This window comes from Microbacterium suwonense (assembly GCF_030296555.1).
GTDB classification, from domain to species: domain Bacteria; phylum Actinomycetota; class Actinomycetes; order Actinomycetales; family Microbacteriaceae; genus Microbacterium; species Microbacterium suwonense.
Map to the genome: position 1 here is coordinate 178,386 of NZ_AP027728.1, position 15,985 is coordinate 194,370.

A 15,985-nucleotide genomic window follows, 5' to 3' on the forward strand; every position below is an offset into this window, starting at 1 on the left:
GGTTCTCGACGTACGGTCGGGAACCGACAACACACCACACACGTGTGTGTGTTGCTGAAACGTCAATAGTGTTTCGGCGGCCATAGCGTGAGGGAAACGCCCGGACACATTCCGAACCCGGAAGCTAAGCCTCACAGCGCCGATGGTACTGCAGGGGGACCCTGTGGGAGAGTAGGACACCGCCGGACTTCTTCTGTGAAAGAGCCACCCATTGCTGGGTGGCTCTTTTGCGTTAACGCCTGTCGCAGCTGCTGCCGCATTTGACGGCTCTTCGGACTTTCGGTGGGGGTCATGGGGTGAGGCCGCCGGCGGCGAGGAGCATGCGGAGCCGGTAGTTGTCGCGGTTGCGGAAGCCGCGGGCGAGGCGGCGGTGCAGCTCGATGATCCCGTTCACGGCCTCAGTTCCGCCGTTCGATGATCGTCCGGTCGTGAAGTACGCCAGGAACGCGGCTCGCCAGCGGCGGAGGGTGCGGCCGAGGCGGGCGATCTCGGGGATCGGGCAGGTGTGGAACGACTCGACGACCTTCTGCGCGATCCGTCGCCCCTCGGCGAGGTCCTTCTGGTGGTAGGCGGAACGCAGTTGCTGGGCGCACTGCCACGCGACGAACACCTCGTCGTGCGCGGGGTCGGCCTCGATCGCTGCCGCGAGTCTGGTCCGCTGCTTCTCGGTGAGGTTCTCGGCGCCGGCGCGGAGGATGGTCTGGATCCCGTAGAGCGGGTCGCCCTTACGACCGCGATGCCCGAGGGTGTCCTGCTGAACCCGGCGGCGGACCTCGTCGACGGCGGCGGTGCCGAGCTTGACGACGTGGAACGCGTCCAGCACGGCCGTGGCGTCTTCGAGCTTGTCGTCGATCGCGGTCTTGTAGCCGGCGAACGGGTCAAGAGCGGCGACCTTCACGTTCCTCCGGAACGCTTCGCCGCGTTCGGCGAGCCAGGACGCGTAGGCCTTCCCGGAGCGGCCAGGCACCAGGTCAAGCAGCCTGGCCCGCGTCTTTCCGGTGCTGTCGCGGCTCAGATCGACCATCCCGGTCAGCTCCTTCGGACCGCTCTTGCGGGGGTCGACGTGATGCCAGATGTGCTCATCGACACCGAGCGTGGTGACGTTCTCGAACCGGGACTCGTCGGCCGCGAGCCGCTCCAACTCAGGCTCGACAGCGCGCCACACCGTCTTCCACGACGTGCCGAGCTGACGGGCGATACCGTGCACGGTGGCGTGCTCGCGGCGCAACTGCCCGATCGCCCAGCCGACGGCGCGCGTGGTGATCGACCCGCGCCGGGCGACCAGGCCCGGGAGTTGCTCCACGAACGTCCGCCGCGCGCATCCCACCTCATCGCACCGCCAGACCCGCTGCCGCCACACAATCCGCACCCGCGTCGTCGCGGGCACATCATGAAGCACCCGTCGGCGGCGGCCACGACCGGTCGCGACGACCCCACACGAGGGACAGCCGGTCGGTGCCGCTGGCGTCGAGACCGTCACCACCAGCAGCCCGTCGCGACGGTCGACGCGCTCGACATGGACATCAGGAAGACCCAGCAGAACGTCGCAGCGGGAACACGGATCAGTCGCAGAGCGCGCAGAAGCGCACCCCGAAGTAGGGTGAAGCACGTCGAGGTCCTCGTGAAGATCAGACAGTTAGCGCTACTGATCCTCGGGGACCTCGACCCCTACCCGCCGAACATCACCCGGCGAGCCTCACCCCCACCGGATGTCCGAAGAGCCCATTTGACTTCCCGCAGGGCTGGGCTATGGTCAGAGGTCAATCCATACCCGCCATCCGATAGAGGGGAAGCGAGTCACATGGCCGGAAAGACACCGCAGGCACGAGGCGGCAAGAAAGCACCGAAGCTCTCGCTGAAGGAGAAGAGGGCCGAGAAGCGCGCGAAGCGCGAACCGGAGGCCTTCATCAGCACACGCAAGGACGCGCGCGGCTGAGCATCTCCTCCGCTCGTGCCGACGGGCACCGGGGCGTCGTGGACGGCATCACGCCGGTTCCACGGCGCCCCGGCGCTTCTCACCCACTGCCATAGCCCAGCCTGAGCCGCATCAGGCGGGCCGTCCCGAGCACCGCATTCTGCGGATCGACCGAACGCTCGTCCTCCCAGGTGATGGCGACGGCCGCAGCCGGCCAGTCCGCGTGATCGCGCACTACTGCCGCTACCGAGCGAAAACCGGGAGTGACCTCGCCGTCCTCTGTCGCCACGCCGGCAGCGCGCACCTCTCGCAGCGCTTCCCGCAGCTCGCGGGGACGGCGCGGGCCTCTTCCGGTGCGGTCGGTGAAAGCCGCGGCATCCGGATACAGGGCGCGCACCTGCGCGTGGGGCAGCGCAGCGAGCATCGCCCTGCCCGTAGCGGTCAGATGCGCAGGCAGCCGAACGCCGACATCCGTCACCAGCGCCGGCCGTCGAGCGGCACGCTCCTCGACGATGTACAGCACGTCACGACCGCTCATCACCGCCAGGTGCGCACTCTCGCCGATCCGATCGGCGAGAGCCGCGATGAGCGGTCGACCCACGCGCGCCAGCGGCTCCTGCCTGGTGTAGCCGCCGGCGAGCTCGAAGGCGCTGGTGCCCAACCCCCAGCGCCGCTCCTGTGCCAGATGCACCACGAACCCGTGCTCCTCGAGCGTGGCGAGCAGGTGGTACACGGTGGAGCGAGGAATGCCCAGTTCCCGCGCCAACGCCGACGCCGCGACCGGAGCAGCGCGACCGGCGAGATGCCGCAGGATCCGCAGAGTCTGATCGGCCGCTGGAACCTGGGCACGGACGGCCCCGGCATCCGGCGTCACTGTGTCTGGGATCACAGACATAGTCTGCCACGAAGCCCTCGCGGAGCGACGATGCGCGGTGTGGAATCGGATCATGCAGCAGAACTCTCCCGTCATCCTCGGCATCGCGCCCCTCTCCGCGGCCGACGTGGTCGCCGTCGCACGCCACTTCGCGAAGGTCGAGATCGCCGACACCGCCCGGGAGCACGTGACCACGGCACGCGCCGTGATCGACGGTCTGGCCGCCGACCCCCACCCGCACTACGGCGTGTCCACAGGGTTCGGCGCACTGGCCACCACCTTCATCGCTCCCGAGCGCCGTCGACAGCTGCAGCTCAGCCTGATCCGCTCCCACGCCGCGGGCACCGGAACCGAAGTCGAGACCGAGGTCGTGCGCGCCCTGCAGCTGCTGCGGCTGCAGACCCTGGCATCCGGGCACACCGGTGTGCGACCGGTCGTGGTCGACACCTACGCGGCCATGCTCAACGCCGGCCTCACGCCCGTGGTGCGGGAATACGGATCGCTGGGCTGCTCCGGCGATCTCGCCCCGCTCGCGCACGTCGCGCTGGCGGCGATGGGCGAAGGAGAGGTGCGGGTCGTTCGCCAGGACGAGGAGCCCGGCCAGCCCGTCCCGGCATCCGACGCCCTCACCGCAGCCGGTATCGAACCGCTCGTGCTGGTGGAGAAGGAAGGCCTGGCGCTGATCAACGGCACCGACGGCATGCTCGGGATGCTGCTGCTCGCACTGCACGATCTGGAGCGCCTGGTCACCACAGCCGACCTCGCCGCAGCGATGTCGATCGAGTCACAGCTCGGCACGGATGCCGTGTTCGCCGCCGACCTGATGGCCTTGCGTCCACAGACCGGGCAGACAGCGTCAGCGGCGAACCTGCGGGCCTTCCTCGCCGACTCGCCGATCGTGGCCAGCCACAAGGGACCGGAGGATGGCCGCGTGCAGGATGCATACTCCCTGCGCTGCTCGCCCCAGGTGCACGGCGCCGCCCGCGACACCATGGCGCATGCCGCGATGATCGCCGAGCGGGAGCTGGCATCCGTCGTCGACAACCCCGTCATCACCGCCGACGGCCGCATCGAGTCCAATGGGAACTTCCACGGTGCGCCGGTCGCCGCCGTGCTGGACTTCCTCGCGATCTCTGTCGCCGACGTGGCATCCGTCTCGGAGCGGCGCACCGACCGCGCCCTGGATCCTGCCCGCAGCCGCGGGCTTCCGCCGTTCCTCGCGCACGAGGTGGGCGTGGACTCCGGCCTGATGATCGCGCAGTACGCGGCCGCGGGCATCGTCTCCGAGCTCAAGCGGCTCGCCGCACCGGCATCCGTCGATTCCATTCCCTCCTCCGCGATGCAGGAAGATCACGTCTCGATGGGCTGGGCCGCTGCGCGCAAGCTGCGCCGCGCCATCGACGGACTCACCCGGGTACTGGCGATCGAGATCCTCACCGGCGCTCGCGCGCTTGACCTGCGCGCACCGCTGGCGGCCGGCCCCGTCACCGGCGCCATCCGCGACCTGGTCCGCACCGTGGCCGACGGGCCGGGACCCGACCACTTCCTCTCACCCGACCTGGAGGCCGTCACCGAGCTCGTGCGCTCGGGCGCCGTCCTCCGCACTGCGAAGGAGCACGCGAATGCCTGAGCCCACCCTGCCTGAGCCCACTCTGCACGACCCGACCAGGCGTATCCGTGCGCCGCGCGGCAACCAGCGAACCGCCAAGAGCTGGGGTGCGGAGGCTGCCAAGCGGATGCTGATGAACAATCTCGATGCCGAGGTCGCCGAGCACCCAGAAGACCTCGTCGTCTACGGCGGCACCGGCCGCGCCGCACGCAGCTGGGAGGCGTACGACGCGATCGTGCGCACCCTCGACGAGCTCGAACCCGATGAGACGCTGCTCGTGCAGTCCGGCAAGCCCGTCGGCGTGTTCCGCACCCACGAGTGGGCGCCGCGTGTGCTCATCGCCAACTCGAACCTCGTCGGCGACTGGGCCACGTGGCCCGAGTTCCGCCGGTTGGAGTCGCTCGGCCTGACCATGTATGGACAGATGACAGCCGGCTCGTGGATCTACATCGGCACCCAGGGCATCCTGCAGGGCACCTACGAGACCTTCGCCGCCGTGGCGCGATCGCTGGGGCGCGAGTCGCTGAAGGGCACCCTCTCGCTCACCGCCGGCGCCGGTGGCATGGGCGGCGCGCAGCCGCTGGCCGTCACGCTCAACGAGGGCGCGGTGCTGATCGTCGACGTCGACGAATCCCGCCTGGCCCGCCGCATGGAGCACGGCTATCTCGACGAGTACACGACCGACCTTGATTCCGCTGTGGCCCGGGCCGTGGCGGCGAAGGACGCGGGCCAGCCGCTGTCGGTCGGCCTCGTCGGCAACGCCGCAGAGATCTTCCCCGAGCTGTTCCGGCGACAGCAGGCCGGTGAGCTGGTCGTCGACATCGTCACCGATCAGACCAGCGCCCATGATCCGCTCGCCTACCTGCCGCTCGGCATCGACGTCGCGGATTGGAAGGCCGAGGCCGAGCGGGATCCTGCGGAGTTCACCCGGCGCGCGCGTGAATCGATGGCCGCGCACGTGAACGCCATGGTGGCCTTCCAGGACGCGGGAGCCGCGGTCTTCGACTACGGCAACTCGTTGCGGGCGGAGGCGAAGCTGGGCGGCGCCGACCGTGCCTTCGAGTTCCCCGGGTTCGTGCCGGCGTACATCCGCCCGCAGTTCGAAGAGGGGCGCGGACCGTTCCGCTGGGCCGCACTCTCGGGCGACCCCGATGACATCTACAAGACCGACCGCGCCATCGCGGAGCTGTTCCCCGAGGACACCGCACTGCACCGCTGGCTGGAGAAGGCCGCAGACAAGGTGCACTTCGAGGGTCTGCCCGCGCGGATCTGCTGGCTGGGCTACCAGGAGAGGCATCTGGCCGGGCTCAAGTTCAACGAGATGGTCGCATCCGGCGAGCTGTCCGCACCGATCGTGATCGGCCGCGACCATCTGGACTCCGGCTCGGTGGCTTCGCCGTATCGCGAGACCGAGGCCATGAAGGACGGCTCCGACGCCATCGCCGACTGGCCTCTGCTGAACGCGCTGCTGAACACCTCGTCGGGTGCGAGTTGGGTGTCGCTGCATCACGGCGGCGGTGTCGGCATCGGTCGCAGCATCCACGCCGGTCAGGTCACCGTCGCCGACGGCTCGGAGCTCGCCGCGCAGAAGCTGGAGCGCGTGCTCACCAACGATCCGGGAACCGGAGTGATGCGCCACGTGGATGCCGGCTACGAGCACGCCCGCGATATCGCCCACGAACGCGGGCTGAAGGTGCCGATGCTGTGAGCACCGAGACGAGGACGAGCCCCGGCAGGAAGATCCCATGCGCACCCTGATCACCAACATCGGCGAGCTCACGACCAACGCCCCCGACGTCCTGCACGATGCGGCCGTGCTCATCGACCACGGCCGGATCGAGTGGGTCGGCCCGGCATCCGACCCGTCTATATGGCGCAAAGGTACGGAAATGGGTGTGGAAACCGTGCACGAGTGCCACAGAGACGGGCCTGGGACGCGGGTCGTCGACGCTGCGGGTCGCGCGGTGATCCCCGGCTTCGTCGACAGCCACAGCCACCTCGTGTTCGGCGGCGATCGGGCCGCGGAATTCGAGGCGCGCATGGCCGGGCAGAAGTATGCCGCCGGCGGCATCCGCTCCACCGTCGCCGCCACCCGCACCGCCACCGACGACGAGCTGCGCGCCAACGTGCGCCGGCTCCTCGACGAGATGCTTGCCCAGGGCACCACGACCGTGGAGATCAAGAGCGGCTACGGGCTGGACGTCGACACCGAAGCCCGGCTCGTGCGGCTGGCGGCGGAGGTCACAGACGAGGTCACCTTCCTCGGCGCGCACGTGGTGCCGGCCGAGTACGAGGACCGCGCTGACGCCTACGTCGATCTGGTGATCGGCGAGATGCTCGACGCCTGCGCGCCGCACGCGAAATGGATCGACGTGTTCTGCGAGAGCGGCGCCTTCACCGAGCCGCAGTCCCGGCGTGTGCTCGAGGCGGGCATCGCGCGGGGCCTGCAGCCGCGCATGCACGCCAGCCAGCTCGGCCCCGGCGGGGGTGTTCAGCTCGCGATCGAATTGGGCGCGGCATCCGTCGACCACGGCACCTACCTGACTGACGCGGATGTGACTGCGCTCGCCGCCTCCGACACCGTGCTCACGCTGCTGCCCGGTGTGGAGTTCTCCACCCGGCAGCCGTATCCGGACGCGCGCCGGCTCGTCGACGCGGGCGTGACCGTCGCGCTCGCCTGCGATACGAACCCCGGATCGAGCTTCACCTCGTCGATGCCGTTCTGCGTCGCTGTCGCCGTGCGCGACATGGGCATGACACCCGCCGAGGCGGTGCGGGCGGCCACCCTCGGCGGTGCGCAGGCGCTGCGCCGCTCCGACATCGGCGTGATCGCGCCCGGCAAGCGCGCCGACCTGGTGCTGCTGGATGCTCCGAGCCGGGTGCACCTGGCCTACCGGCCGGGAGTGCCGCTGGTGCGGCAGGTGTGGAAGGACGGCATCGCGGTCTGCTGACCGGATGCCAGGAGAGGACGAAGATGACACTGCCGCACGACGAGCGCTGGCCGCGAGCCGGCTCCTGGCCCGCGCGCACCGCAGGGGAGAGGACGGATGCCGTGCTGCTGGGCGTTCCCACCTGGCGCACCTCGATCTCGGCCACCGGGGCCCACGCGACGCCGGCGGCGATCCGCGACGCCCTCCCGCGATACAGCACTACGCTCATGGGGCCGCCCGCCGTCGACCTGAACGAGGTGCTGCGCATCGCCGACGCCGGCGACGTCCACGAACCCGATGGCGACGAGGGCACCGAGCGCGCGGTGCAGCGGGTGCGGGAACTGGCTGAGGAGGCGCGCCTGGTGATCGCACTCGGCGGAGACAACTCGCTCACCTATCCGGTGGCCCGCGGTGCCGGCGCCGACGGGCTGATCACGATCGACGCGCACTTCGACCTGCGCGACGGCGTCTCCAACGGCTCGCCCGTGCGGCGCCTCGTGCAGGACGCCCCGGACGGTGAGCGCATCGACCCGCAGCGCATCGTGCAGATCGGCATCGCCGACTTCGCCAACTCCGCCGCCTACGCCCGGCGCGCCGCCGACTGGGGCGTTCGGGTGATCACCCTCGACGAGGTGCGTCGGCGCGGCATCGCCGAGGTTGCAGCCGAAGCACTGCGGGTTGCCGGCGTCGGCTCCCGCATCCATCTCGATATCGACGTCGACGCTGCCGATCGCGCCGCCGTGCCGGGGTGTCCGGCCAGCGTGCCGGGCGGCTTCGCCGCGTGGGAGCTGCGCGCCCTCGTGCGTGCGCTCGCCGCCGACGCGCGGATCGTCAGCGCGGACATCGCCGAGGTCGATGCGACGGCGGATGCCGAGGACGGCCGAACCGTGCGCCTGGCCGCGCTATGCGTACTGGAGCTGCTGGCGGGGCTTTCCGCGCGCTGACCTCGCGAGACTTCTGCTCCAGCATGAGACGGCTCGTCATGAGGGAAGTCTCGTGCGGGGGAGGAAGTCTCGTGCGGGGGAGGAAGTCTCGTGCGGGGGAGGAAGTCTCGGCGGATGGGCGGGGGCGCCGTAAGCGCGGGTAGCGTGGAGACATGGCACGGATTCTGATCGTCGGCGGCCACGGCAAGGTCGCACTGCTGCTCGCCCCGCTTCTCGCCGCCCGCGGCGACGAGGTCACCTCTGTCATCCGCAATCCCGCCCACGCCGATGAGGTGCGCGGCACCGGCGCGGAGCCCGTGATGTTCGACATCGAGCGCGAGAGCCGCGAGAGCTTCGCCGCGCTCATCGCCGGGCACGACGGCGTGGTCTGGTCGGCCGGTGCCGGCGGCGGCTCTCCGGAACGCACGCGCGCGGTCGACTTCGAGGCCGCCGTGCGCTCCATGGACGCTGCGAAGGATGCCGGCGTGCGCCGCTACGTGATGGTCTCGTACTTCGATTCCTCGCCGCAGCACGGCATCCCCGCATCGGATCCGTTCCATGCCTATGCCGAGGCGAAGGCCGCTGCCGACGAGTATCTGCGTGCCACCTCCCTGGACTGGACGGTTCTCGGACCCAGCCGCCTCACGCTCGGTGAGGGCACCGGACGCATCGACGTCACGGCTTCGAACTCGGGTGAGGTGTCCCGCGCGAACGTGGCGATGGTCGCCGCTCAGGCTCTTGCGGAACCCGCGACCGTCGGGCAGACGATCCGCTTCAACGACGGGGATCAGCCGATCGCTGAAGCATTGGCAGGCTGAGCGCGCCGGATGCGCACCACCGCCTCATAGGGGGTCAGGCGGCCCCAGCGGTGCTCCGGACTGCTGAGCACCGTCTGCCAGCCGGCATCCTCCCCGGCCAGGCGCTGCGTCCGGTCGGTGAGGTTGATCGACACCTCGACGGTGACATCGGCGGCGGCGCGCCGGTACGTCCACACTCCGCGGCGGCGCGGTCCGAACTCGATCGGCGCAGTGACCCACTCCGGGTGCGCGCGGCGCAGCGCGATCAGGGCGCGGTAGGCGCTGAGCACGGATGCCGGGTCGGCCGCCTGCGCTGCGGCATGCCACACCTCCTGCTGCGCGTCTCCCTCCAGCCAGGGCTGCGCGGTCGTGAAGCCGCCGCCGGCATCCCACGGGATCGGCACGCGGGCGTGGTCCCGGCTTCCGGCCAGCACATTGGCCAGCGCTGCGGCATCCGACTGTCCCGCCTCGCGCAGCAGGGCATACCTGTTCAGGCTCTCCACATCGCGCAGCTGATCGATCGACGCGAAGGCATGGTTCACCAGGCCGAGCTCCTGCCCCTGGTACAGGAACGGCGTGCCGCGCAGCGTCAGGGTCAGCACCGCCAGCAGCCGGCCCAGGGCGATGCGGTGCTCGGGGCGCGGGTCGATCTTGGAGATCATCCGCGGATTGTCGTGGTTCTCGAAGAACACCGCCGGCCAGCACGTGCTGCCGTAGCCGCGCTCGTACCGCTCGACGTGATCGCGCAGGTAGGCCAGGTCGTACCGGTAGTCGTCGAAGCGCACCCGGCCCGGCATGTCCAGGTGATCGAAGGTGAACACAAGATCGAGCTCGCCTCGGGAGGCCCCGGTCAGCAGCCGGCCCAGCTGCATGCCCACACCCGGTGTCTCGCCGATCGACACCGCGCCGTACGGGTCGAACGCCTCCGCACGCAGCTGACGCAGATGCTCGTGCAGGCGGGGCCCGGCGAAGTAGTGCTCGACCCCGGTGAACTCCATCAGCGCGCCGATCGTCGCGTCGCCGTCGGGCAGCGCGGGCGGCTTGGAGATGTAGTTGATCACATCCAGACGGAACCCGTCCACGCCGCGCTCCAGCCACCAGCGCACCATGTCCACGATCTCGGCGCGCAGCGGGGCGTGCTCCCAGTTCAGATCCAGCTGCCTGGACGAGAACAGATGCATCGCCCAGAGCTGCTCCTGCGGAAACCAGCGCCAGGCCGGCCCGGAGAAGAACGAGGTCCAGTTGTTCGGCGGCGCATCCGGCGTCCCCTCGCGCAGCAGATAGTAGTCGCGGTACGGGGAGTCGGGGTCCGCGAGCGCGGCGCGGAACCAGGCGTGCTCGTCGGAGGTGTGGTTCACGACCAGATCCATGATCAGGCGCATCCCGCGCCGGTGCAGCTCGGCGATGAGCTGGTCGAGGTCGTCGAGAGTGCCGTACTCCGTTGCGATCGCCCGGTAGTCGCGGATGTCGTAGCCGTTGTCGTCCTGTGGGGAGTCGTACACCGGGCTCAGCCACACCGCGTCCACGCCCAGCTCCTGCAGGTGATCGAGGCGGGAGAGGATGCCGGGGATGTCGCCGACGCCATCGCCATCGCTGTCCTGGAAGGAGCGCGGATACACCTGGTAGAAGACGGCGCTGCGCCACCAGGCGTCGGCCGGGGTCTCGGCGTCGGAGGGGATGTCGCGATTGGTGTTGAGTACCTGCAGCAGCGCGTCGAAGAACCCGGCATCCACCCGGCCGCCGGCGAGCTTCGCCACGGTGCGCAGTCGCAGCGCACCGACCAGGGGATTGTCGATCCAGCGGGTGGAACGGCCCAGCTGCAGCAGGATCTTGCGCACCGCATCGTTGCCGAGCGGATGCGCCCAGACGTCGCGGATGCGACTGTCGAGCGTGAGGAGTGCGGCCTCACCGCCGGATGCCGTCACCGGGCCTCCTCCACGCCCGCCGCCGCGGGCCTGTCGGGTGCCGTGCCGTCGGGTGCCGTGCCGTCGTCGGCGGGTGCCGCGCCGTCGTGCTCGAGGCTGTTGCGTTCGTGTAGTTCGGCGACGATCTGCGCGTACCGGCCCTCGTCGAGCCGGTAGCCCAGCCGGTAGACGACATAACTGGCGACCACGAGGATCAGCGGCCCGATCAGCATCGTGAGCTTGACCAGCAGGATGCCGCCGTCGGTCATGTCGGCGGCGCCCTCGGCCTGCTGCATCCCCGAGGCGATCACCGTCCAGCCGATCACGCCGCTGGAGAGCGCGGAGCTCATCTTGTAGATGAACGGCTGCAGCGACAGGGTGACGCTGTCGTTGCGACGGCCGAACTTCCAGTTGCCGTACTCGACCGTGTCGGCGATGAACATGAGCATGAGCAGCTGGATGGCGGCCTGGCCCGAGAACAGCAGCAGGGCCGCGAGCAGCGTCATGAACACCGAACCGGCCGGCGCGAAGGCGAACACGATATACCCGGCCGCGACCGTGGAGACGGCGGTGGTGAACAGGGTGCGCCTGGTCATCCTCCGGCTGATCATCGGGTAGCAGGCCAGAGCGGCGATCTGTGCGACGCCGAGCACGAGGGCGAACAGGGTGTACATGTTCACATCCCCGTAGACGTACGTGAAGTAGTACAGCCCGAAGCCGATCGTGGTGGCGAAGGCGAGGTTGAACAGCAGCAGCGCGATCGTCGCGACCAGCAGCTGATCGTTGCGGAAGATCAGCCGCACGAGTTCGCGGAACCGGGTGCGCTCGCGGCTGTGCACGATCGTGGGGTCCTCGCGCACGGTCACGAGCATGACCGTCTGGAAGACGAGGAGCAGGATGCTGCAGGCGACGGCGATGAGCGTGTATGCCGTCCGCACATCGCCGGTGACGGCGGTGAGTGCCTCGCTGACCGGCACGATCGCGATGACGACCGCGAAGACGCCGACGTTCGCGCAGATCCGAGCGAACGCGCCGATGCGCTCTCGTTCGGACTGCTGCTGGGTGAGAGAGGGCAGGATCGACCAGTAGCCGATGTCGTTGGCGGTGTAGGCGAGCCCCCACAGCACATAGACCAGGGCGAAGACGGTGACGAAGGCGCCGTCGCTCAGCCCGAAGTCCGTGAACATCACGATCAGCAGGGCTGACGAGACCAGCGCACCGAGCAGGATCCACGGCTTGAAGCGGCCCCAGCGGGTGTGCGTGTTGTCGACGATCACGCCCATCACCGGATCGCTGATCGCATCGAACACGCGAGCGACGACCAGCACAACGGTCACGGCCGCCAGCACTGCTGCCGAGACGCGCAGCACGTCGCTGAGATAGAAGATCAGGTACATGCTCACGAGCGTGTACGACGCATCGCGTCCGATCGTGCCGATCCCGAATCCGTAGCGGTTGCGTGCCGGTCTCATGGGCTCTCCTCCGGGTCGGCGGCTCCTGCGGCGCGGGTTCGGATGCCGCCGGCGGGAACCGGCGTGCGGGTGTCAGCCTATCGGGATGATCGCGTGGGCGACGGCGTAGATCGCCAGTCCGGCGAGGGCTCCGACGACCGTGCCGTTCAGGCGGATGTACTGCAGGTCGCGGCCGACCATCAGCTCGATCTTCTCGGTGGTCTCGGCGGCATCCCACTTCTCGACCGTGTCGGTGATGATCGAGGCGATGTCGTGACGGTAGCGGTCGACGAGGAACACCGCAGCATCCGTCACCCAGCCGTCCACGCGCGCCTGCAGAGCGGGCTCGGTCGCGAGCCGGCTGCCGATCTCGGCGACCGCGGCGGCCGCGCGGCGGCGCAGCCCGCTCTGCGGGTCGGCGAGCGCGGCGAGCAGCCCGTTCTTGGCGGTGTCCCAGACCTGGCTGGCCAGGGCGATAACACGGGGGCTGTCGAACACTGCGGCCTTCGCGCCTTCGAAGCGGTCGCGCATATCCGGGTCGCGCTGCAGCCGGTCGGCGAGGCGGGCGAGGTAGCCGTCCAGCGCGCGACGGGCCGGATGCTGCGGATCGGCCTGCACGGCCTCGACGAAGCGCACCGCCTCGTGGTGCACGGTCTCGTCGATGAAGCGGTGCGCCAGCCGCGGCACCCACGACGGCAGCCGCTTGGACACCAGCCCTTGGAACGAGTGCGCATTGGCATCCAGCCAGGTGGCGACGCTGTCCACAGCCAGATCGACCGCGCCGCGATGAGCATCCGCCTCGACGATGCGCTCCAGCCAGCCGCCGGCCGAGGGCGCCCAGTCCGGCGCGATGAGGTGCTCGCGAGCGAGGTCGGCGATCAGCGTCTGCACGTCGTCGTCGCTGAGGGCGCGCAGCACCGCGGAAGCCGCCGTCGCACCCTCCGCGGCGACGCGCTCGGCGTGGGTCTGCCCCGTCGGGCCCACGGAGGGGTCGCTGAGCCATTCGCCCAGCCGCTGGGACAGCGCGGTGCGGGTCAGCTTGTCGCGCACGACGGGGCCGGCGAGGAAGTTCGTCTCGACGAACTCGCCGAGTGTGCGACCGATCTCGTCCTTGCGGTTCGGGATGATCGCGGTGTGCGGAATCGGAAGGCCCAGCGGATGCCGGAACAGCGCGGTCACCGCGAACCAATCCGCCAGCGCGCCGACCATGCCGCCCTCGGCGGCCGCGCGCACGTGACCCAGCCACGGATGGCGGCCCTCCAGCCAGAAGGCGATCACGAAGACGAGAGCCATCACGATCAGCGCTCCGAGCGCGACCGCCTTCATCCGCCGCAGACCGCGCAGTCGCTCCTGGTCGGCGGGGAGAGCAGAGCCATCGGCGTTCGCGACATGTCGTCATCCTTTCACGCGGCCGGGCTCCGGGTGCTCGACCCGTTCTCGTCCTGAGCGGAGACGGCTACCCTCGAAGGGTGATCGACGACATCAAGAAGCGTGCTCTGCACCGCACCAGCATCCTCGAGGGGCAGCTGCGCGGCATCGCGCGGATGATCGAGAACGAGGAGTACTGCATGGACATCATCACGCAGTCGCGTGCCGTGCAGCGCTCACTGGAATCCCTGAACCGGCTGCTGCTGGAGAATCACCTGCGCACCCACGTCACCGACATGTTCGAGCAGGGCGGCGACGAACGCGAGCAGGCCGTGAGCGAACTGCTCAAGGCATTCGACTTCGACCGCAGGTAGGCCGCGCTCGCAGGTCAGGAGCCGGGAGTCTCCAGTGGACCCAGCCAGGCGCTCGCCGCCGTGGCGTGCGCCGACTCGGGATCGGACGGGTGGAACATTCCCGCCAGCGCGTCGCGGTACAGCCGCGACAGCTCGTTCGAGGTGAAGTACGAGCCGCCGCCGGCGACGAGCATCGCCTCGTCCACCACCTGCTTGGCCATCACGACCGCCCGGTGCTTCACCCCCGACAGCAGAGTGAACCAGCGCGGACCGTGGTCGGCCAGCTCGTCGACGTCGCGGGCGAGCGAGGAGATCTGCGGGGGCAGTGCGTCGTAGGCGAGCGCCATGTCGGCGATGCGCCAGCGGATGTCGGGATCCTGACTGTAGGTCGTGCCGGTCTTCTTCGAGCGCCGTGCCTGCGCGGCGGCGACCGCCAGATCGAGGCCGCGCCGGGCGATGCCGGTGTACACCGACGCCAGCAGGATCTCGAACACGCTGAAGATGCCGAACACGATCGGATCGGGGTTCGGGCCCGGGTCGATGCGGCGCACGATGTGCTCGGGGGCGGCGACAGCGCCGTTCAGACGGGTGGTGCGGCTCTGCGTACCCCGCATTCCGAGCGTGTCCCAGTCGTCGCTGGTGACCACGGCATCCGTCCGGTCGACGAAGGCGAAGACGAGCTTCGGCGCGTCGTCGCTGGACGTGTCCAGGCCGTGCAGGCCGAGCTTCGTCCACACCGGGGCGAGCGAGGTGAAGATCTTCGTGCCGGTGAAGGCGTAGCCACCGTCGGGCCGGGGCTCGGCATCCGTGTCGCTGCCGAACAGCACCAGATCGTTGCCGCCCTCGCTGATGCCGAAGGCGAACACCTCGCCGGCCGCTGCGCCGCGCTGCACGAACTCCAGCCCCGGCACGCCGCGGTCGCCGAACACCTTCGCGACGCCGGTCCACACCAGGTGCATGTTGATCGCCAGGGCAGTGGCGGGGGATGCCGTCGCCAGGCGCTGCTGCAGCAGCGCCGCCTGCTCGAGCCCGAGCCCCGCGCCGCCGAGTTCGGCGGGCACGAGGATCGCCAGGTAGCCGGCCTCTCGCAGCTCGTCGAGATCCTGCTGAGGGAAGGTGTTCTCGCGGTCGTGCACGACGGCGCGCTCGCGGATGCGCTCGAGCAGGTCGTCGGGAAGGTGCGCTGCGGGGTCGAAGGTGCTCACCCGCCCAGCCTATTCCGCACGGCGGGGTCGGAGGCGTGCGGTCTGAATCGGCCCGCTTCCGGGGTGCACAGCGGATGCGAGAGGGCGGATGCCGCGACACGCCGCGACACGCCGAAGGACGTTCTCCACAGAAAATCGGATGTCGGTGACCGGGCGTAGCGTGCCGCCTGTGGATGGATCCGATCGGTGGTCATCGCACCCGCGAGAACATGCGGTTCGCGAGGGGTCCGAGCGAGCTCGCGACTGTGGAAGGATCCGTGGACAAGCTGTGTTGTATCTGGGGAGAGCGGTGGAAAACTACACGGATGTAACTACTATCCCTAGTGGTCAGCCGCAATGCCCGTCCCCATATGTAGTATTGAAGTCCCGGTGGGGGTCTGCCGGAGAAACAGTTCGGATCTGAGGGGAAGAAGACAGAAATCATGTCGATCACGGTCTATACCAAGCCTTCGTGCGTGCAGTGCAACGCCACCTACCGTGCCCTCGATGCGAAGGGCATCGAGTACGAGATCCTCGATCTCTCCGAGGATGCCGCGGCGCTCGAGCAGGTCAAGTCGCTCGGCTACATGCAGGCGCCGGTCGTCGTCACTGACGAGGGACACTGGTCGGGCTTCCGCCCGGACAAGATCGACGAGCTCGCAGCTCGTCTGGCGTGA

Annotated in this window: 13 protein-coding genes, 1 rRNA gene and 1 pseudogene; 9 read left to right on the plus strand and 6 right to left on the minus strand. The window is 69.4% G+C overall.

What is annotated here, in order from left to right; genetic code table 11:
• Positions 1 to 72 precede the first annotated feature (72 nt).
• A 5S ribosomal RNA gene (gene rrf, locus QUE33_RS00960) occupies positions 73 to 188 on the plus strand.
• Positions 189 to 289: 101 nt separating this feature from the next.
• Here rrf and QUE33_RS00965 read toward each other — a convergent pair.
• Positions 290 to 1,609 carry an ISL3 family transposase gene (locus QUE33_RS00965; RefSeq protein WP_434019600.1) on the minus strand — a complete coding sequence of 440 codons (1,320 nt, stop codon included), beginning with the start codon at positions 1,607 to 1,609 and terminating at the stop codon, positions 290 to 292.
• A gap of 192 nt (positions 1,610 to 1,801) precedes the next feature.
• Here QUE33_RS00965 and QUE33_RS00970 point away from each other — a divergent pair, with 192 nt between their 5' ends.
• Positions 1,802 to 1,936: a hypothetical protein gene (locus QUE33_RS00970; protein WP_286301380.1), complete on the plus strand. Its 135-nt coding sequence runs from the start codon at positions 1,802 to 1,804 to the stop codon at positions 1,934 to 1,936.
• A gap of 79 nt (positions 1,937 to 2,015) precedes the next feature.
• On the opposite strand, the gene QUE33_RS00975 is transcribed toward QUE33_RS00970, so the two are convergent.
• Complete coding sequence (locus QUE33_RS00975; protein ID WP_286301382.1) at positions 2,016 to 2,810, minus strand: IclR family transcriptional regulator; 795 nt, start codon at positions 2,808 to 2,810, stop codon at positions 2,016 to 2,018.
• Between the two features lie 52 nt (positions 2,811 to 2,862).
• Between QUE33_RS00975 and hutH the strand changes: the two genes are divergently transcribed.
• From hutH to QUE33_RS01000, 5 genes are all read left to right on the plus strand, one after another.
• A complete protein-coding gene (gene hutH / locus QUE33_RS00980; protein ID WP_286301384.1) occupies positions 2,863 to 4,419 on the plus strand; it encodes a histidine ammonia-lyase in 1,557 nt (518 codons plus the stop codon).
• Positions 4,412 to 6,106: a urocanate hydratase gene (gene hutU / locus QUE33_RS00985; RefSeq protein ID WP_286301386.1), complete on the plus strand. Its 1,695-nt coding sequence runs from the start codon at positions 4,412 to 4,414 to the stop codon at positions 6,104 to 6,106. The genes hutH and hutU overlap by 8 nt, the downstream gene beginning before the upstream one ends.
• Positions 6,107 to 6,143: 37 nt before the next feature.
• Complete coding sequence (gene hutI, locus QUE33_RS00990; RefSeq protein ID WP_286301389.1) at positions 6,144 to 7,349, plus strand: imidazolonepropionase; 1,206 nt, start codon at positions 6,144 to 6,146, stop codon at positions 7,347 to 7,349.
• Between the two features lie 23 nt (positions 7,350 to 7,372).
• Complete coding sequence (locus tag QUE33_RS00995) at positions 7,373 to 8,272, plus strand: agmatinase family protein (RefSeq protein WP_286301390.1); 900 nt, start codon at positions 7,373 to 7,375, stop codon at positions 8,270 to 8,272.
• Positions 8,273 to 8,424: 152 nt separating this feature from the next.
• Positions 8,425 to 9,069, plus strand: coding sequence for an SDR family oxidoreductase (locus tag QUE33_RS01000; protein ID WP_286301391.1), 645 nt, complete (start codon positions 8,425 to 8,427; stop codon positions 9,067 to 9,069).
• Here the strand turns inward: QUE33_RS01000 and QUE33_RS01005 are convergent.
• The 3 genes and pseudogenes from QUE33_RS01005 to QUE33_RS01015 all read right to left on the minus strand — a co-directional run bounded on the left by QUE33_RS01005 (position 9,039) and on the right by QUE33_RS01015 (position 13,794).
• Positions 9,039 to 10,973, minus strand: coding sequence for an alpha-glucosidase (locus tag QUE33_RS01005; protein WP_286301394.1), 1,935 nt, complete (start codon positions 10,971 to 10,973; stop codon positions 9,039 to 9,041). The two genes, QUE33_RS01000 and QUE33_RS01005, sit on opposite strands and share 31 nt — an antisense overlap.
• Positions 10,970 to 12,424 (minus strand): glycoside-pentoside-hexuronide (GPH):cation symporter, encoded by a 1,455-nt coding sequence (locus tag QUE33_RS01010; protein ID WP_286301396.1) that lies wholly within the window; start codon positions 12,422 to 12,424, stop codon positions 10,970 to 10,972. The genes QUE33_RS01005 and QUE33_RS01010 overlap by 4 nt, the downstream gene beginning before the upstream one ends.
• 72 nt (positions 12,425 to 12,496) lie before the next feature.
• A pseudogene (locus QUE33_RS01015) lies at positions 12,497 to 13,794 on the minus strand (DUF445 domain-containing protein).
• 78 nt (positions 13,795 to 13,872) lie between these two features.
• Here QUE33_RS01015 and QUE33_RS01020 point away from each other — a divergent pair.
• On the plus strand, positions 13,873 to 14,145 hold the full coding sequence (locus QUE33_RS01020) for a metal-sensitive transcriptional regulator (RefSeq protein ID WP_286301398.1): 273 nt from the start codon (positions 13,873 to 13,875) through the stop codon (positions 14,143 to 14,145).
• A 14-nt stretch (positions 14,146 to 14,159) separates the two neighbouring features.
• Here QUE33_RS01020 and QUE33_RS01025 read toward each other — a convergent pair whose 3' ends face one another.
• Positions 14,160 to 15,329, minus strand: coding sequence for an acyl-CoA dehydrogenase family protein (locus QUE33_RS01025; RefSeq protein ID WP_286301399.1), 1,170 nt, complete (start codon positions 15,327 to 15,329; stop codon positions 14,160 to 14,162).
• A gap of 422 nt (positions 15,330 to 15,751) precedes the next feature.
• Here QUE33_RS01025 and nrdH point away from each other — a divergent pair, with 422 nt between their 5' ends.
• Positions 15,752 to 15,985 carry a glutaredoxin-like protein NrdH gene (gene nrdH, locus QUE33_RS01030; protein WP_286301401.1) on the plus strand — a complete coding sequence of 78 codons (234 nt, stop codon included), beginning with the start codon at positions 15,752 to 15,754 and terminating at the stop codon, positions 15,983 to 15,985.